This is a genomic window from Paenibacillus sp. N22P23 (assembly GCF_059383735.1).
Genome location: NZ_JBXENT010000002.1, coordinates 300234 through 318744 on the forward strand (window position 1 = coordinate 300234; position 18511 = coordinate 318744).

The following is an 18511-nucleotide window of genomic DNA, read 5'->3' on the forward strand; positions in this document are numbered from 1 at the left end:
TTCCTCTCTTAATCTTCAATAAGTTCAATTTTACCAGTGTAAGCGAACATGCGATACCCCATACCCTAGTCCCCTAAAAGCAAAAAGCAGTACGTGGGGTTATCACGTACTGCTTTTTATTAATTACGAGCAATTAGTTGATCAGTTTTGCATTTTTTAGCAGCTTCTCTACGATCGAAGCTACTTCTGCTCGGCTGATGTTGTTTTGAGGATGCAGGGAGTGCGTTGCATCGCCGTTAACGATTCCGAACTTCACGTTAATGGCTACTGCCGACTTCGCCCACTCGCTAACTGTAGCTTGATCTTTAAAGCCCGCAAGCGCGCTGGAAATACCGCTTGCATTCATTGTTGTGTCAAAGCCAGCCAATTTCATGGCGCGTGCCAGCATAGACATGGCTTCTTGACGAGTTACGTTCTTATTCGGTGCAAATGTGTCTGCAGTTACACCTGTGATGAGGCCGTATTCATAGGCTGCGGAAACTGGATTCGCATACCATACGTTTGCAGCAACATCTTTGAACTGTGTCGTAGTAGTGCTTGCTTTGATACCCAGCGCATTCGCAAGAATCGTTGCGAACTCTGCTCTTGTCATATTGCCGCTTGGATTAAACTTGCCAGCGGATTGACCTTTTACGATCATTCTGGAAGCTAAGTCCTCAATAGCAGACTTTGCCCAGCCGGACTTCACATCACTGAAAGCAGCTTGCTCATTTTGGTTAACAAGTGCGTACATGCTGTTCGTCAAGCTGTTGATTGTCACAACCGTCTTACCGTTTGTCTGTTCGATGAACGTCGGCACTTGACGCATTGTGCCATCTTCGTCGATGACAACACCAGTGGAAACGTGGTTCGTACCGCCCGGGATCACAATGCTGCGCTGTACATAACCATTGAATTTATCCATGATTACATCTTTGCCTTCGTAGGAAGCAACAATGTTAAATGATACAGGTGCTCCTACGATTGTCGTATTGTGATCGGCTGCAGATTTGTCGATCGTTTGCAGTTCTTCTGCAGTAGGCTTCACAATTTGAATCGAGATTTGAATATCGTTCAGATTCAAGCCATTTCCGAGAAGGATCGATGCCGCATGCAGATCCAATTCGGTTGTATCCAGCGTATAAGATGCGCCTGGAGCCGTGAATGCAATCGTCGCTTGCTTGTTAACAAGCTCTTGTACTGTTTGCGCACTTAGTACGGCTTGAGCAACATCGCTCACTTTGTCCGATTTCAGGTTAACGACTACACCGGTTGCACTATTCTTCAGTGCTTCTTGAAGTGCGGCATCGTCTACTTTAACGGAAGTGATCGTGCGGCCTTCTTCTACTGTTTCAGATACTTTGCTTGGCGCATCGATTGCTTTGACTGGATCCGTTGTTGCTCCTGTGTCTCCTCCGCCAATTGGACCGCCGCCAATGCCACCGTTAGCAGGTGCATCTGCTTTAGCAGGGTCATGCAATACAACAACTTTGATTGACTTCTGCAGTGGAGCTGCATCGTTCTTATGCGTTGTTGCTGTTAGCGTGACTTCTGCATCAGCTTGAGATTTAGACGGTCTTGATACCGCTCCGTTCGATGCGATAACAGACGGATTACTCGACGTCCATGCGATGGAAGTTCCATAATTGCCTGCTGTCGGCAGGTTCAAGTCGGTTGTTACCGCTTGTTGATCCGCATTATCCTTCTTGATCAAATTCCATACGATTGCAGCTTGCGCCGCTTGCACGGATTCGCCGTCATTCGTATCCGCACTTCTGATATAGAAGTCGTATCTTTCCCACATGTAGTAGCCGTTCAACGTAAACCTCGCATAGAGGCTGGCACCTTGGTTGCCTTCTTCTGCAGTCGGTCTTGTTACTTTACCCGCTGCGGAGAGGTATGGAGAAGGATCTCCAACTCCGTATCCGTTATCCGATTCCCAAATAATCGTTCCACCGCCATCGAAGGTTGCAGGCAGTACCAAGTCTTGCGTGACATCAATCTCAGAGACGTTCTTGCCAAGCAATTTCTTAACATCAAGTGCTTGAATGGCTCTGCGGATCTGCGTTTCGATTTGTTTGTCCATATCTGCTTTAATGGTCAGATCAAATGTAATCGTCTTCGCAACAGTGCCATCTGTTACTGTCGCAGTCAGATGTACTACTGCGTCCGGTTCACCAAACGTCGGTTTATAAACGATTCCTTCATTCGTCAGATAGTTAGGCATATCTGAGCTCCAAGTAATCGTCGTGCCGTTTGCTCCATGTGCCGGAAGCTTCAGCGCTTCTGTGATATCCGACTCGTCCGCGTTTCCGCCGCGAATCGTATCCCATGTCAGATAAGAGAGATCCTCATCAACAGGGTCAACCGCGTTGAGAGCTGGAACCTTTACAGTGAAAGGCACTGTAACAGACTCCGTTCCTCTTGTAACTGTTGCAGTCAGCGTAACATCCGTATCAACCGCTTGTCTGGTTACCAGACCTTCATTTGAAATGATATTCGGCGTGCTGCTCCAGCTAATCGTGGTTTGAGCAGCTTTGTCATAAGTCGGCAATGCCAGGTTCGTATAAGCCATATTAGGCAGCTCACTATCCGGGTTCTGGCCTTTAATGCGATCCCACGTCAAACCTGCAGCGACGTCTGCTACGATACCCGCATCGGAAGCGTCTGCCCCTGCGAAACGGAATACATCAATATTGAGTACCAATGGATGATTCCCTGTGAACGATGTCTTAGCGTTCGGCATGACTTTGCCGCCGTCAATCTCAAACATGTTATGACCGGGCTTAAGATCCGTTGCGGTAAAGCTGAACGTATGCACGCCATCAGGCTTGCCATCACCATCGATGTCTGCCGTATCCGCGAGCTTCTGAACCAGTCCTTCAGCCTGTAGATCCCATCCGAATGTTTGTATCCATTGATCGCCAAACAAATTCCTATACATATTTCTGTCTTCAATTGGTGTTTCAAGCGTCCATTCTCTGGCTTTATGCCAATCAACCATGAGTGCATAGATATCGCTCACCGGGTCCGTAACAGTTCCTGTAATGGTGAATGTGTCGTCATTGGTGTAATAGGACACAGTATTGGCCGGATCTTTCATAGCACCGTCCAGATCTACCCTTGTCTCGACATTGTCTTTGTACAGATCGATATAAGACACCGATTTATTCCCCATATAGTCAATGACCGTTACCGGAATTTGACTATATCCTTGACCGTATCCGCCCGCATCCCGATAACCTGTTAATTGGCGGTCGAAGAGATAAGTGCCCGCAGGATAAAAAATTTCCTGACCGTTTTGGCTAGCTCTAAAATCTTTTGAGAGATAATAGAGAACAGCCGACTCCTGCTGATCGCCCATTAACAATATCGGCGCAAAATCAGGATTAGGATTCAAAGGATCACTACCATTTGGCGTTGTCAAAGTTCCGGAAACATACGGATCAGATGACTCCGAATGAGCTTCCCTATCCATTCCGTCGAAGTCTACAACCGCTTCATCAGTCGATAGCGTTCCGGCTGCTTTGATTGGGATACTATCAATTAATGTACCGCCATTCATCACATCAACAGTCGCATCATTGACATTGACATTGTAGCTAACGGTGCTTGTATCACCTACAGCGTCAACGACTGTAAATACGAGTGTATGATCGCCTTCGGCCAATTGCACCGGATAACGCAGATTTTCCGGACCGGCGACCGTATGAATAATGCTTCCCATTACGATCGGAGCATCATTATCCACTTGAACGCTTACTTTGTAGCCTCTTGATAACAAGTACTTATCCGTAATCGTCGTATTTAGCATCAACGACACTGGGCTCTCGCCTGGTGTTACGGAATAAGCTCTCGAAGTCGTCGTTCCCGTCTGACCAGCTGCTTGACTCGTGTTCAATGTGATCGTCGGCGCTTCGTTACTTACATAGGTGTCAATCCCGATGAAAGGAACACCCGGACTGTTCCAAACTTCGCCATTCTTAAGGAACACATAGCCCACTCTGTACATATCGGGCGCTAAGTCGCTCGGAATTGCGATATCCGCTTCAACCGAGTACTTCTTCTCGATATGATTCGTTAATGTCGTCGTCGTAAAGGCAACATCGACCGGAGTAGTCTTCAGTACAGAGAACCTACCATCGGCCTCGCCCATGATTACAGCTTGAACTTTTTCAAGCTCTTCTCCATAGGCATCAATGCTTAGATTCACATTGCCGCCCGGCTTTACATTGGCATCCCAGTAAAGGCTCTTGACACCATGATTGTATGACGCCGAGTGGAGATCGATCGTAACGGCGTTCTGGTTATTCTCGATGACAACCGTTTCATCGTTGCTTGCATTACCTGCACGGTCAAATACATAGAGATTGAACACATTTTTGCCGTTCTTCAGCCACGGATCGCCATAGTTATCCTTGCCGGATAAGTCAATTTGATAGGTGCCGTCTTCATTTTTCGTGATCAACGGCATTTCAGCCGGCGTAAGTTCAATACCATTCTGTGCGAGAACGACATTCCCATAATTATTAGGCGTAATACTCTCGTCAGCCACTGTGAAGTTCAGCGTGTAGCCGCCATTAGCCGAAACTTCAGGACTATTGAAATCCTCGTAGCCTTGGTGCTTCAGAATTGTCACCGCAGGTGCGGTCGTATCCTTGAATACAGGCAAATAGACGGTTGGCTGCGGACGAGCACCCGGATAGTCAGCCGTTGCCGTTACGGCAAAATAATATTGACCGTCAGGGACAGGAACGCCTTCATTCGTGCCATCCCAGATCATGTCACTCGTCATAATTGCGGAAGAACCGGATGTATAAGGATCCGCTTTAGGCTGCCACTCATCATCCGTTAAATGCGTGACCGGAGTGTGAGTCTGATCCACAACATCTACATTCAGATGACGTGCATTCCGCAGCAAAGCCAGAAGCGAAACCGGTGCGATTCCCATACGTCGATCGAAGCTAAAGGAATAGAATTTATCTCCCAACGCTTTCTCTTCATCCGTCTCCGGAAGCGGATGGAAGAACGTCCCAATTGGCGTCGCTATGCCGATAGACGTTGGCTCATTATGCGCCCATACGCCGGTTTCGTCTTGCATGATCGGTGTATCGATGATGCTTGGCTCATCCCATTTGCCGTAGAAACCGTTATACGGAACGCTAAGCGTAGGCAAGTTGGCATTTGTCGGCTCAAGCTTGATATATCCTTCAGCAAATGTATTTCTTGTGAAGCTGTTATCAATCGTCAGTGTAACATCGACTTTCGTCTTCCCATTAGCCGGAACGGTAATGGTGGTTACATCATGACCATTCGAAGTAAATTCTACAGTGGAATCCTTCATATTTTTACTTCGGATATTATCTGAACTTGAATCCGACGCATCGTTTAGGATATCCTCCATAACCGTGCCGCTTAGATCATATACGACCGGTAGGTTCGTCAGATTCGTAGCCGTCAATGTGAACGTCGTATCTTCGTCGATTTCTTTCAGACTGATACCCGCCGTTCCATCTTCTCCTGCAACGACTACAGGCGTTTTCACTGCCAAATCCGGACGGATCATACCGGAACCTTGTCGTCTCGGTTGATATTGGGTCATGTAGTCAGGCGCATCCTCGTCCGTTACATAATCACGTACATCCGGGATCGACGTGTTCATCAACAAATTCTTAACGGTTTGCGCAAACGCTCTCGTACCCGGCGTAAAGCCTTTCGTATCGATAAGAGCTTGCATGACGTCTACAACAGCGCCTGCCACATAGGGAGCCGCCATCGATGTACCGCTCTCCTGCTCGTAGGCATTATCAGCACCGTTGGCAATAGCCGGATCCGAAGATCGGATGGATGACACGATAATATGACCTGGAGCCATAATATCCGGCTTCAAGTTCAAATCGCTTGTAGTTCCCCATGATGTAAAGTCTGTAGGGTGACCCGGATTGGACGCTGAGAAAGCCGAGCCTTCCACATCAGAGACGATTTGGAGTGGAATCGCACCATGTTTCTTGATCGCTGGACCCGCTGCAAGTGTCTGAACTGATTGACCACCAATTCCGACATTACCACCGCCGTCGTATTCGTTAAATAGTGCAATAGCCGCTTCTAATACTAAACCATCAGCATTGCTGATGAACGAGAACGGAGTATCATGCATCATCCCTTGCGGTGACGGCGCTTGGTTCTCATCGCTATTATTGTAGACGATAACGCCAATCGCACCGGCATGCTTCGCATTCGCAACCTTATCATTGAATGACAGCGATCCGCGCTTAATCAGAACGATTTTACCTGCAATATCGGATCTGCCTTCAAAATCAGCCTGTACGCCGACTTTATCCGGACCTAACGAAACGATCGTGTTATTATCCGCTCCGAAGCTATCTAAACCCTCGCCTTGGATAACAACGTTCTGCTCATTCTCATCCATGAATTGGAAGCCTATCGTTCTTTTGCTAATCAGATTGTTCGCTGCAGCTACCGTGAACGAATCCGGATACACGCCCGGGGAACCGATTTTGTTCAAATCAGGCGTTTCACCTAAGCGAATCGTCGATTTCAAATTTTTGGATTGCCCGTCATAAGCGTTAGAAGCATTACCCGCTGCAACAACGACGATATGTCCTGCATCCGTAGCATTGCGGATCGCAATACCGATCGGATCTTGAGGATCTCTCTCATCGAATGTGGAGGATGAGCCCAAGCTCATATTGATGGCATCCGCTCCCAAGGAAGCAGCATGATCAATCCCTTTCACGATGTCTTCTTCCAGAGCGCCCGACAAGTAATCGGAGAATACTTTCTCTCCAATAATTTGTGCTTCCGGTGCAACACCTTCCAAGATCGGTCCTGCACCTGCAGCGATACCGGCTACGTGAACGCCGTGCGAGCTCGTGCTTGTCGTAGGTAATTCTACATGCGGAATAATATCATCGTCTTGGTCAGCCCAGTCGTAGCCAGCGACAACTTTTAACGACGTCGTTCCGTCTGCTCTCTTGTACTTCCCTTTCTTGAACTTCGCCTTCGCTAACGCAGCTGCACTCGGATCCGGGAATGCTTCGTGGTTATAATCCACTCCGGTATCCACGATCGCAACGACCATGCCTTCACCTTTGTAGCCAACATCCTTACCTACTGCAGCTCCGCTCCAAATATCTTCGATATTCGTGAATTCATGCTGTTTATTCAGAGTAGTAGCAGCCGGCATAAAGGTACGCTGAAGCGTGACGGATTTAACGCCCGGCAGTGACTTAATATAATCAATATCGCTGAATTTGATATTACTCACGCTGAAACCTTTGAAAACATTTTCATATGTTTGCTTAAAAGTAACCTGACGAGCTCCTGTCTTCGAGCCTGCATTTAATTGCCCTACAGATACGCCTTGTCCGGACAGACCGCTCTGAATGAGGTCTTGTGTGGCTTGAATATCTTCAAGCACTTGATTTCTTGCATTTGTTAGAGCTTGTTGAGTTGGACGCGGACCGCTGGTGGTAGCCGTCATTTGTGAAACGGTCTGTCCATCCAGCTGTACGATCACATTAACGATATCGTCAGGTTTATACGGATTACCATTAGCATCTAGTAGCTTAACCTTCAACTGGCTTTGCACGTAGCGCTCACGAGCAGCATTAAGGCTATCTGCAGCTTGCTGCTTGAAGGCATCAAGCTCAGATTGCGTTAACGATGTATCGGTTGCATAACTTACGGAGATCCCCTTATGGTCATCTTCGGCCGAAGTGTTCTGGAACAAATCTTGCTGACCCGGAACTGGGCTTGGAAGCACCACTCGATCGCCAAATGCAGTTGTCATGTTCGACATCATCAGCGCTGAAACGGACAAAATAGCGATGTTCTTGGTGAGTCTTTTGGAGAATAATTTAGAATAATTCATCTGTTGCAACCCATCCTCTGACTTTTTTTTGCAAAAAAAATACTAGACTAGCGAAATCACTACAATAGAAGAAAGTAAGACGTCAACGTAAATGCCGACGTCTTCTCTCTAGCGTCATACAACTATGCTTTTTTTGGTAAATCCTTTGAAGCTGCTTCGATTTCACCGAATGCCCAGAAACTAGCCGGTACGTCAGACCATGTTGCTTCAGCTGCGCCGGTTACTTTACTGCGACCCATGAAATGATTGATCATCGTTACCGCTTCTGCGCGAGTAAGCGAGTTCAGCGGACGGAATGTTCCATCCTCGTAGCCCTTAATGATGCCTTTGGCATAGACCAATTCGATGGATGCACGTGCCCAGCTTGACGCGATATCTTTGAAATTGCTTGCTGCGGATGCTTCTGTCGAGCCTAGCAATTTCGCGACAATGGATGCCATCTCTGCGCGTGTAATGATTTGACTGCCGTGGAAGGTGCCATCGTTATACCCCTTCATAAGGCCCATCTTCGTAACGGCAGAGATAGCACTCTTCGCCCAGTAGCTTGCATCAACATCTGAGTACGCAATATCTGTACCATTTGCTTCTACTTGAGCGATTTGCGCGATAATCGTCGCTACCTCAGCACGCGTGATCTGAGCATTCGGACGGAAAGTACCGTCTTCATAGCCATTCACATAAGCTTTCTGAGCGGTTCCTTCCGCTAAGTGGTTGTCAACTCCCGGAATCTTCACGATCGCGAACGTACTGAATTTCGTTACCGTAAACGATAGTCCCTTCTGACCGGACTTGTCATATTGCACTACTGTACCGTGGACAAGTTCTTTCGTTCCATCACCATGCTCAATATAGATGGCAATGTCCTTCAAATCTTCCGCATTAACATCGCCAAGCGGCAATACGAGCGTTACAGGTTGTCCTTCAAGATTAGTCGAGATTTCCACAGGCTTACCGATGACTTTCAATTCATTGCCAACGGCTACTGCTTGTACAACTGCCTGTTTAGCGGCAGTTTTCTCAAATCCTGCCGTATCTTTAACAGGATTAATCGTGAATTCTACATCTTCTTTCGCGCTGTTCAATGATGCACTTGGAATTTGGACTTGAACCTTAGTTGTATTGATCGCTACATCAGCTTTAGCTTCTGTCAGCTTCTTAACTGCATCGCTTGGGAGAGTTACGGACTGGCTGGACACTTTGTCCTGCTCATCCGTTAGTGTAATTTCTACGGATTTCTCACCTGCAGTCAATGCTTTCGCTGCATCTTCAGCGGATAGAACTGCCTCGTCCTTGAATGTTCCATCCGATAGCGTTGTACGAGTATTGGTCGCGTCGCCTGCACGCCCAGTCACTTTCGTTTCACCGTTGCCGACAAAACCGCCACCACCACCGCTCGGCGGTGATACTGGGTCCGGTTGTTTGATCAGGTCTAACGTCACCTCTAGTACTTGCTCGTCGGATGCCGGTTGCAATGCTGTTTCTTTAACGCGAACCTTAATTTCATCATCCTCAGCAACATCATTGATTTCTACCGAAGTTCCTGAGATGGCTGTGTAGGTGCCGTCATTTAACGAATATTCCAATTCGCTCGAAACGCCAGTTAACTTCGTAGAGCCTGTGGTTGAACCAATTGCCAATGTGGCAGTCGGCGCTGCAGCCGGCTTAATGTTTGACAATCCGACTACGAGGTCTTGTGCATCCGATGCAGGCTGTCCATTTGCTTGAGCAACTCGCGCAAAAATATGATCGCCTGCGTTAACTGGAATCTCAACAGTTGTTCCTGTGATTGATGTGTAGGTGCCGCCGCTCCCTACTTTGTACTCCATGCCAGCCGTTACGCCGATCAGCGTTGTTGTTCCACCTGTAGTACCTAGTTGAAGAGCTCCTGTTGTAGGTGCTGCAGCAGCCTTAATATCCGCTAAAGCCACCGTCAATGTTTGCACCGGCGAAGCAGGCGCGTCTTCGGTTGCAGGTATGTAGACTTTGATCGTATTGCCGGCATTGACTGGAATGTCGATTGAAGTTACACCTTCAGCAATGGCTTGGTATTCTCCATCGTTTACAGCGTACTGCATCGTTGCATTTACGCCGCTAAGCTTCGTTGTTCCAACTGCCAAGCCCGGCGATAACGTAGTAGATGGAGCGCCAACCGGCTTAATATTCGCAAGTTCAACAGTCAACGTCTGCTCGCTTGATGCCAGGTGATCTACCGTTGCATCTACGTAAACATTGATGGTATCGCCGACTTTAACGGCGATGTTATCGATTGAAGTCACGCCTTCGGCAATGCTTTCAAAAGCTCCACCGTTAACGGAATACTTCATCGTTGCATCTACGCCGCTTAGCTTCGTCGTTCCGGCCGCAGTACCTTGCGATAGTGCTGCAGCTGGTTCATCAGCCGGCCCCATCTCCGCAAGCGTTCTTGCCACGACGGTGAGGTTAAATGTCTTGGAATCAGGAGTTGCCGCACCTCTGGTGATCGTCGCCGTCAAAGTAACCGATTTGTCGCCTTGAGAAGGTTTTGGACGAGTTATCGTACCGTTAGCAGCTATAACCGTTGGGTCACTGGATGTCCAAGCAATTGTAGATCCATCTACGCCGCTGGTTGGCAGCGATATGTTGCTCTTTACTGCGAATGGCGTCTCATCCGTACGGTAGCCAACTGATAAATTGAATTTATCAAAAGCAACCGCATAGGCATCAGTAACTGCTGCTGCGCTGACTTTGTTGATTACAGTACCGAAATCATTTGTATATACGCCATCCAGACTCTGTGAATCCAAACCAAGTACCGTTTTCATTCCGTTATTGGACAGGGTAGGGTTAGATGGTGTTTTACTTACAAGCGCTCCAAGATTATCGAACTTATAAACCGCATCATTCTCCATCAAATAGACGTTACCTGAAGCATCACTTGAAACAACCGGCATCTTGAATGGACCAGCAACCGGCAATGATGCTTTGATTGCATCTGTCAGTGTTCCGTCAGTTAGACCGGTAGTTGTATCACAAACTAAGAAATAACCATTATCCGATGTTATATAAAGTTTCCCGTTGTTAACGGCAATCTCTTTTACTTTGCTTAAAGTAGTTCCAGCTCCTAAATAGTCGCTGCCATCATAAGCAAACCCGGCATCAAGCGTTCCATCCGGGTTAAATCTTTTAATGCTCGTACCTCCAAAATTGATGTAAAGGTAACCTGCTCCATCCACTGCCAGAGCCTGCATAACGGCTTGATCGCTATCTTCTAGACCTAAGTTAACCGGATCGCCTATTGCTGCGGAAGTAAGCAAGTCATATTTCATGGCATAGTTCGTCGCTGCTCCGAATTCTTCTGTACTGGCTACTTTATAAATACCGTATAGCGTGTTGCCTACAACAATAATATTCATAAGACCAATGTCATTAATTGGATATCTCTTGACGAAATTCCCATTGCCGTCGTACTTCTTGACAACCGTATTAGAAGTTCCCGCGCCAGTAAACCAGTCAAAAACCGAGGCTACATCTACAACATACATGTTTCCAGTGGCATCGAAGGCTACATCAGCGGCATACGAGTACTTATTATTCGGACTAGTCCCGCCCCAGCCATATTGCTGAACCCCGTTGTAGTTCGCTGCCTTCACGATAACCTCGAAGGTTCTCGTTTCCGAAACTGCATTCTTCGTAATCAATGCTGTCAAATGCACCACTTGATCAACTGATGGAGGACGGTTGACGTTACCATTCTGATTATTAAAATCACTTGCGCCATACATCTTTATGTAAGTAGGATTGTCTGTCGTCCATACAATCGTAGTTCCTGAAGCGCCTGTAGTCGGCAACAATAGATTTTGTGTAACGGCAGTGATATCAATAGGAGCATTCGATACATATTGAAGTGCCAGTGCCGCTGCATCAGCTGCAACTGCATCTGCGTCCGTCATAACAGCCAAGGGATTCACTACAGCTGCTGCCGCATGCTGCGGAAGCGTTCCAACGACAGGTCCTAACAGCAGAAGCGCTGCCAGAGAACCTTGCATAACTTTATTTCCTACTCGAATCATGGAAATCAGCCCTCACTCTGTGAATTTTATAAATAATGAATTGATGAATCATGATCAAAAAAAAAAAAACAATTCCATTCGCCTGCATAACCAGCGAAGCTGTTGCATGGCTCCCTTCGTTAAATTATTAAATCTTGGAGAATGTTAATATCATATTAATAGGAGCAGTAATCGGAGTAAACTGGGGGAATTTCACGGTTTTTTATCAATCCACTGGTATATTCATCCATTTAATTGAGCTTTAATCCTATGAAAGCAGCAGTAATTTCCGAAGAAAAGTTGTAAATAGATAAGTTCTGAGTGTCTCCTTTTCTAGAGCGATGATGAATAACTCCGACGAGCCACCAGTAAAATGGGGGGAAAAAACGACTTTTTACAAAAAAAATATTATTTCACCCTATTTCGACAGCTAAATATTTAAAAGATTCTCGTATATCCATTTGTTTGAAACTTTCAATTACGGCAATAAAAAAAGGAGCAGCTTCTCAATTTCTTGAGAAGCTGCTCCTAAAACCTTATTAAGCGAATAAATTGGATTCCTTACGCAGCCATACGACCATATCGCCAACCTCACGGTTAGCCCAAGCAAAGTAGGGGACAGCAGTAAAGGTTACCTTCGAGTACTTGGAGCCGCCGGAGCGATAAAGCGTTTGATCCCATTCCACGTTCGAACGGACCGCAGCCTGTCCTTGCAGCATCACAACCGGTACACCGTTAACATCCCACATATCGGACTTATACTGTGGCTCACGCAGAACCGTCATATCAAATAGATTAAAATCATTGTCCGCCGCTTCCAAGCAGTACACCACGGGTCCGCGCATCAGGGCAACCTTGCCTGCACCTTCCGCTACAAGCGGGTTCGCCTCCAACTCAACAACCGGCATCGGGAAGGTGAGCGTCACGCTGCCTCCCGCAATCAAGCTTGCCGGGATATACAAGTAGCCATGCTTCAGTTCGATTCCCGAAGCCAGCGTATTCGTATCGAATACTACATCCCCGTTGATCGAAGCGCTCGGGTTCGTGCACCATCCCGGCATCCGGAACGCGATCGTTGCATCAGGTGTTTGCTCGGCATTCACATGAACAGCTACCGTTTCCGACCAAGGATAATTTGTCGTTTGCCTGACCGGCATGGTACCGGAAGTCAGCTTAATTTCAGCCTTGCTCTGTACATATTGACTGATGTACAGCGTATCCTTCTCCGTCGCATAGATGTACTCGCCAAGTGAAGCGATGAACCTAAAGATGTTAGGCGGGCAGCAGGAGCATTCGAATACACGCTCGCGACGGTAATGCGGGAACAGATTCCGTGTATCATGGATACCTTTCAGAAAATCATTATGTGCCGGGGCAGACTGCAGCGCATTATCATAGAAGAAAGCCCCTCCGTCCAGCGACAGCCCTGCCAAAGCGCCATTATACATCTGGCGTTCAATGATATCCGCATAGCGAGCATCAGGGTGAATCGAGAACAACCGCTGCGCAAAGAACGCCATTGCGATCGAAGCGCATGTCTCCGCGTAGGAGTCCGCGTTCGGAAGAATATAAGCCGCACCGATCGCCTCACCGAAACGTTCCCCGCTCACACCGCCGGTAACGTACATTTTGCGAAGTGTAGCATCATCCCACAGCCGCAGGCAGGCTTCGTACAGTTCTTGATCGTTATACTCCCTGGCAAGGTCGGCCATCGAAGAGTAGAAGTACATCGCTCTTACGGCATGACCTGCAGCTGCTGGGAGTTGACGCGCCGGCGCATCATCCTGCGCATACGTATCGTTATATAATAATTGGCTGTTAAGCGGCGGGCTAGCCGGCCAAGTTCCGTTCTTCACGGAGAAAATACGATCATGCGCCTGCGTACCGCGGATATCAACAAAATGCTTCGAGAGCTCCAAATAACGATCTTCTCCTGTAGCCTGCCACAACCGAACAAGTGCCAATTCAATCTCTTGGTGACCCGGTGCCGAATATTTAGCTGTTCCTTCAAGCTTGAACGCTTTTTCAATGAAATCCGCAAAACGTGTCATAACGTTCAGAAAGCGCTTACTGCCCGTTGAGTAATAGTGAGCAACAGCCGCTTCCATCATATGACCTGCGGTATAGAGCTCATGTGCGGTGCGGTCATTGAAACGATTCACCGGTTCACATGTCAAAAAATACGAATTGAAATAACCATCTTCGTCTTGTCCCTGCTCGATATAGTCAATTACCGTTTCCAGTTTCTTGCTAACCTCATCATCCGGATGGTAGTACAGAATATACGCAGCGCCTTCCATCCATTTGGCCACATCAGAATCCCAGAAAATATGCGGTTTATTGTCCATTCCTTCTTTCCAGTCCAGACGCATGGCATTAATTCTGCCTGTTTCGTAGAACCGGTCATACACCGCATTAACCGTAGAACGGGCATTGGTTTGCTGCCACTTGCCCCAGAAGCCTTCCTCCAACGAAACATCTTTCCAAGTTACCTGTGCAATGTTATGCATGCCAATCTTTCATTCCCTTCTGACTTTTCCAATGTTTAGGTACGGAACTTCCTAAAACATTGTTCGACATGAAGAGGTTAATCCCTTCCAACTGACAAAAAAACAGCCTTCGATATTCCGGAGACTGTCCCTGTTAGGCACGTACAAAATAATAGCTGTTCCCTTCCACCGAGAGGTACTCCGTCACGAGTTTCTCTCGCATCACGTCCATAAAATAAACCGGATCTGCGATGTATACGGTCCCGGATGCCGCGATTTCGTTAATGCGAACCCGGATTAGCTCCATCGCCTGATCGGGAATGTAATAGTCGCCTTCCTTGCAGGATTGGGCCCATTCCCAAACGGTTTGACATAGGCTATATTGCTTTTCCTGCAGCTCCGCTATCGCTTTAAAGTTGCGAGTATCCAGATAATAATCAATTAATGCTTCATGCATGACTGTTGATGCAGCATCATGCTGAATAACGATCTTGTTGCTGCTGCGTGAATATTCCCTCATCACGGATCCCCCGCATTTATTTTGGTAGGACTTCCACACTATTCCTTTTGAACTACCTTATTATCATATATATCACAATTATTAGGATATCGCTACTATTGAAAATTAAAATATTGTCCCATCAAATAAAAAAACACGCGCACCGATAGTGTATATCGGTACGCGTTGTTAGTTACATATAAATTTCAATCACATTCTGATCCGTTCGCAATCCCGCAAGAAGCGTCTCACGGCTAATCCGTACACCGCCTTGACGGTATCGGTTCGCTGTCGGCTGCAGCGAAGCCTCCATTCCATTCAGGGTTACTCTGCGCTCAGCTCTGCCATCCAGATGATAGACGAATCGGATCGGCTGATCCATCAAGCGGAACTCAAACTGCAGCCCATTCAGATGCTTCGGCAGCACAGGGTCGATGACGAGATCGCCGCCCTCTTGGCGAATGCCCAGACAGTTTGAGATGAGCTGGTTCATGTAGATTCCCGGTCCGCTGGAGTACACTCTCCATCCGCCCTTCACTTGAACCTTGCCTTGTCTTAACTCATCGAATCTCTCCTGCGCCTCGTAACGGTCGCCAAATTTGCCGTCGGAACTGCTGAAGTAGGCGTTGCTTTGACGAATTTCCGCATTTGGCACTACGTCGCGCAGACCAACCGGATTAATCATCTGCAGCCCTTTCCACGCCTCATCCTGGAATCCAAGCTTAGCCATCGCTTCGACAAACCGGATATGTGCATGCACATATTGCAAGCCGATTTCCCGTCCGAAGTTGGAAGCCTGCTCTGCACGCTTGAAGCGCGTACTAACGCCGCCGTTATAGGCAGCCGGTTTGTTCATCAGGCGAACGCCATCTGGGAAATACAGCTTTTCCTTAATGATGTCGTAATGGGCATAGGCTTGCTCTTTCGTAAGCAGCTCGCCGATCATACTTCTAGTCATCGGCAGCAGCCGGTACTGGATGCCTGTCTCGTTCTCATCAGGATGAATCATCAGCTTCACCTGTTCCGGATTCTCCATATACAAGAAGCCCGGTATGGTGCCTGTTGGCAGCATATAACGGTTAAAGTCGGCTTGAATGCCCGATGCCAGCACACAAAGCTCTTCTGACAATTCCTTATTGTAATCAGCGAGCGCCGCAGCTAATTGCTTCATCACTTGATAGGTCAAGGATACCGTCCAGCTGCTGACCAGATACTTCTTCAACTGCGCATTAGCCGGCTGCAGCGTATCGTCCCAATCACCGTCACCGTATGAAGACAAGCTCGTGCCATGCAGGAAATGCGCTTTAATATAATCAATTTCTTTGAGCACATGGCCGAGCAGTGAATCCGTCTGCTCCGTAAACGCAAATGTATGCCGGTTCGTATAAGGAATCTGCTCTTCAAGAATGCTGTAGTCTTTCGTCACATTCAAATACTCGCCGATAACCTTAAGCGGCCAAACGATAATGTCGCCATGACTTTCTTCCGATTGCACTTTGATGTACTTATCGTACATAAACCACTGCGGCCAATTGCCGGTGTCCTCATATTGATGTGAAAACACCGTTTGAAGGATCGTCCGAACGACGTCATACTTCTGTGTGGCCATGAAATATTCAACCGGCCCCTGACATACGTCACGCGAGCCCCAAGCGGCCCCACCATATTGTTCAAGGCCGTGCGGCGTTGAGAAATGGACGAGCATATTGTGCGTATACCACCACGCGAGTGTGTTTACCTTGCTCAGCTCGCCTGAGACTGTTCCATCCGCTAGGGAAAGGTCAAATCCATTCATTACTCTATAATAGAAATCACGGTAACGAGCTGCTTCCTCATCCGTATTGCGGACAACAAAAGGTAGCTCTTCCCCATTCAAAAGCCCTTGAATAACTAAGCTCCAATTGGCGGCAGCATCGACTTGCAGCACAACCAATGACGCATCGCCAGGCTGGACATGCTCAGCCAGCAGCCGCTCATCGCCAACGCTCATCGAAGCGCCTGCGAGCTTCATGCGGTAGCATAGATCAGGATAAACAGAACGGCTGTACGAACGATCATCCGCGCGGAATGTAAGGACATCGCCTTCCTGCTCCATGCGGAATGGCACTTCGTATTCGTTATTATCCATCGTCACTTGGTTCGTCACCAAATAGCGATAGGATTTGCCGCTTTCCGAAACGACCTGCAGCTGCACCTCCGGCGTATCTAATGTCGTAAAGCTCGTCACGACGATTTGATCCTCCGGCAATTTATAAACCCACTTGGCATAGTTGAATCCAATCTCGAAGGCGGACGGCAGTGCCAGCAGACGATAGCTCCCTCCGACTTCGACATAGATGCGTTGACCGGATGTCTTCATCATATTGAGCGAGTTTCGGGCATTGGACATCATTTTGTTAAAGGACGTATTGCCTACAACGATATGCGAATTGAAGATACCGTACATGAAGGAAGTCGTTGCCAGAACCTGCTCATTCATCCGATCATTATTGCCTGTCATCATAATATGACCATGCGGACGTTCTACGCGAAGCTCTTTCTCCTTGAGCACAACATGTTCATGCGTAGGCGTAAAGAAGGACAGCAGTGTCTCTCCATCCCATTCTTCCTGTTCACGCGAAGGATAACGCTGCTCAATTTCGGCTTTGGTCAATGATGCAGATACAAGAGGCTGACCGATATTCGCATGCAGCGAAACCTTCTCTACCTCTTGAACAGCTTCCAGCAGCGTCTGTGAATCTGCCCATGCCCAAGCTTCGGCAACCTCGTCACCATATTCAAGCGCGGCAACCGCATCAGCATGATTGTCCTTATACAAACCATAGAATACGACTCGCGCTGTACCGTTCAATTGTATCCGTTCCGATTGCAGTGCCGCATACGCAAACTCGTATTGGTAGACTTCGTTCGCTAATGATGGCTGCTTAAGGCCTGCCGCTTCATTGCTTTCCTTGTAAGACAATCCGAAGAGCTGGAATCCATCTGTGGAGTAGCCGATCGCGCCAGTTAGCGCCCCCTGCTGCAAATACGGGAATTTCCCTTGCTGCGGTTGATTCTGTCTGGAGCAAATGACGTAGCCTTTGCTCGTGTCTTCAAACACCGAATGACCGATATATTGCGATACGTATGCTTCATTAGAACGGACAGCGCCTCGATTGGCAATGCCGATATCTTGTCCATACACAAGATCCGCTTGAACGCCTTCACCGGTTAAGGCAATATCCCAGAACCAGATGCCGCGATCCGATAGCCGGAAAATGACCTTGTAGGAAACGCCCTTCGCCGCCCCCTCCCACACGGCAGCATGATCGGAATAAGCAAAGCGGCTTTGGGATTGAACGCCCAGCAGTGGAAGAACCTCCGTAATCGTTCCATCCTCGTCGAATAGTCTTAGAAACACATTGTTAAACGATCCATCGATGGCATTGGAGAGGACTTGATTGATAAGTACATCCCCATGAGAGGCCTGGTACAAGTCTCCGCTGTTCAAAAAAGTAAACTGCAGGCTTCCCCCACTTAATGAGATTTTGGAAAGAGATTTGCTCGTTTCGGCTGAGTTGTTCACGTTAGTCCACTCTCATTTCAATTTTATTCGATTGGTGAAACGTATCACCAACTATAT

The 18511-nt window shown here is 47.7% G+C and carries 5 protein-coding genes; all 5 read right to left on the reverse strand.

Annotated features, from left to right (window positions below):
- Window positions 1–133: 133 nt before the first annotated feature.
- The 5 genes from AC506A_RS12150 to AC506A_RS12170 all read right to left on the reverse strand — a co-directional run bounded on the left by AC506A_RS12150 (window position 134) and on the right by AC506A_RS12170 (window position 18454).
- Complete coding sequence (locus AC506A_RS12150; protein WP_495461262.1) at window positions 134–7873, reverse strand: immunoglobulin-like domain-containing protein; 7740 nt, start codon at window positions 7871–7873, stop codon at window positions 134–136.
- Window positions 7874–7995: 122 nt separating this feature from the next.
- On the reverse strand, window positions 7996–11922 hold the full coding sequence (locus AC506A_RS12155) for an immunoglobulin-like domain-containing protein (RefSeq protein ID WP_495461263.1): 3927 nt from the start codon (window positions 11920–11922) through the stop codon (window positions 7996–7998).
- A gap of 518 nt (window positions 11923–12440) precedes the next feature.
- On the reverse strand, window positions 12441–14411 hold the full coding sequence (locus tag AC506A_RS12160) for a glycoside hydrolase family 127 protein (protein ID WP_495461264.1): 1971 nt from the start codon (window positions 14409–14411) through the stop codon (window positions 12441–12443).
- Window positions 14412–14544: 133 nt separating this feature from the next.
- Window positions 14545–14910 (reverse strand): hypothetical protein, encoded by a 366-nt coding sequence (locus tag AC506A_RS12165; RefSeq protein ID WP_495461265.1) that lies wholly within the window; start codon window positions 14908–14910, stop codon window positions 14545–14547.
- A gap of 172 nt (window positions 14911–15082) precedes the next feature.
- The gene (locus AC506A_RS12170) at window positions 15083–18454 is read right to left on the reverse strand and encodes a GH36-type glycosyl hydrolase domain-containing protein (protein ID WP_495461266.1); all 3372 of its coding nucleotides are present in this window, start codon (window positions 18452–18454) and stop codon (window positions 15083–15085) included.
- Window positions 18455–18511: the final 57 nt, after the last annotated feature.

Excerpts from the sequence above, each read along its gene's own strand:
- AC506A_RS12150 (WP_495461262.1), bottom strand. The coding sequence starts at position 7,873 with ATGAATTATTCTAAATTATTCTCCAAAAGACTCACCAAGAACATCGCT.
- AC506A_RS12155 (WP_495461263.1), bottom strand. The coding sequence starts at position 11,922 with ATGATTCGAGTAGGAAATAAAGTTATGCAAGGTTCTCTGGCAGCGCTT.
- AC506A_RS12160 (WP_495461264.1), bottom strand. The coding sequence starts at position 14,411 with ATGCATAACATTGCACAGGTAACTTGGAAAGATGTTTCGTTGGAGGAA.
- AC506A_RS12165 (WP_495461265.1), bottom strand. The coding sequence starts at position 14,910 with ATGAGGGAATATTCACGCAGCAGCAACAAGATCGTTATTCAGCATGAT.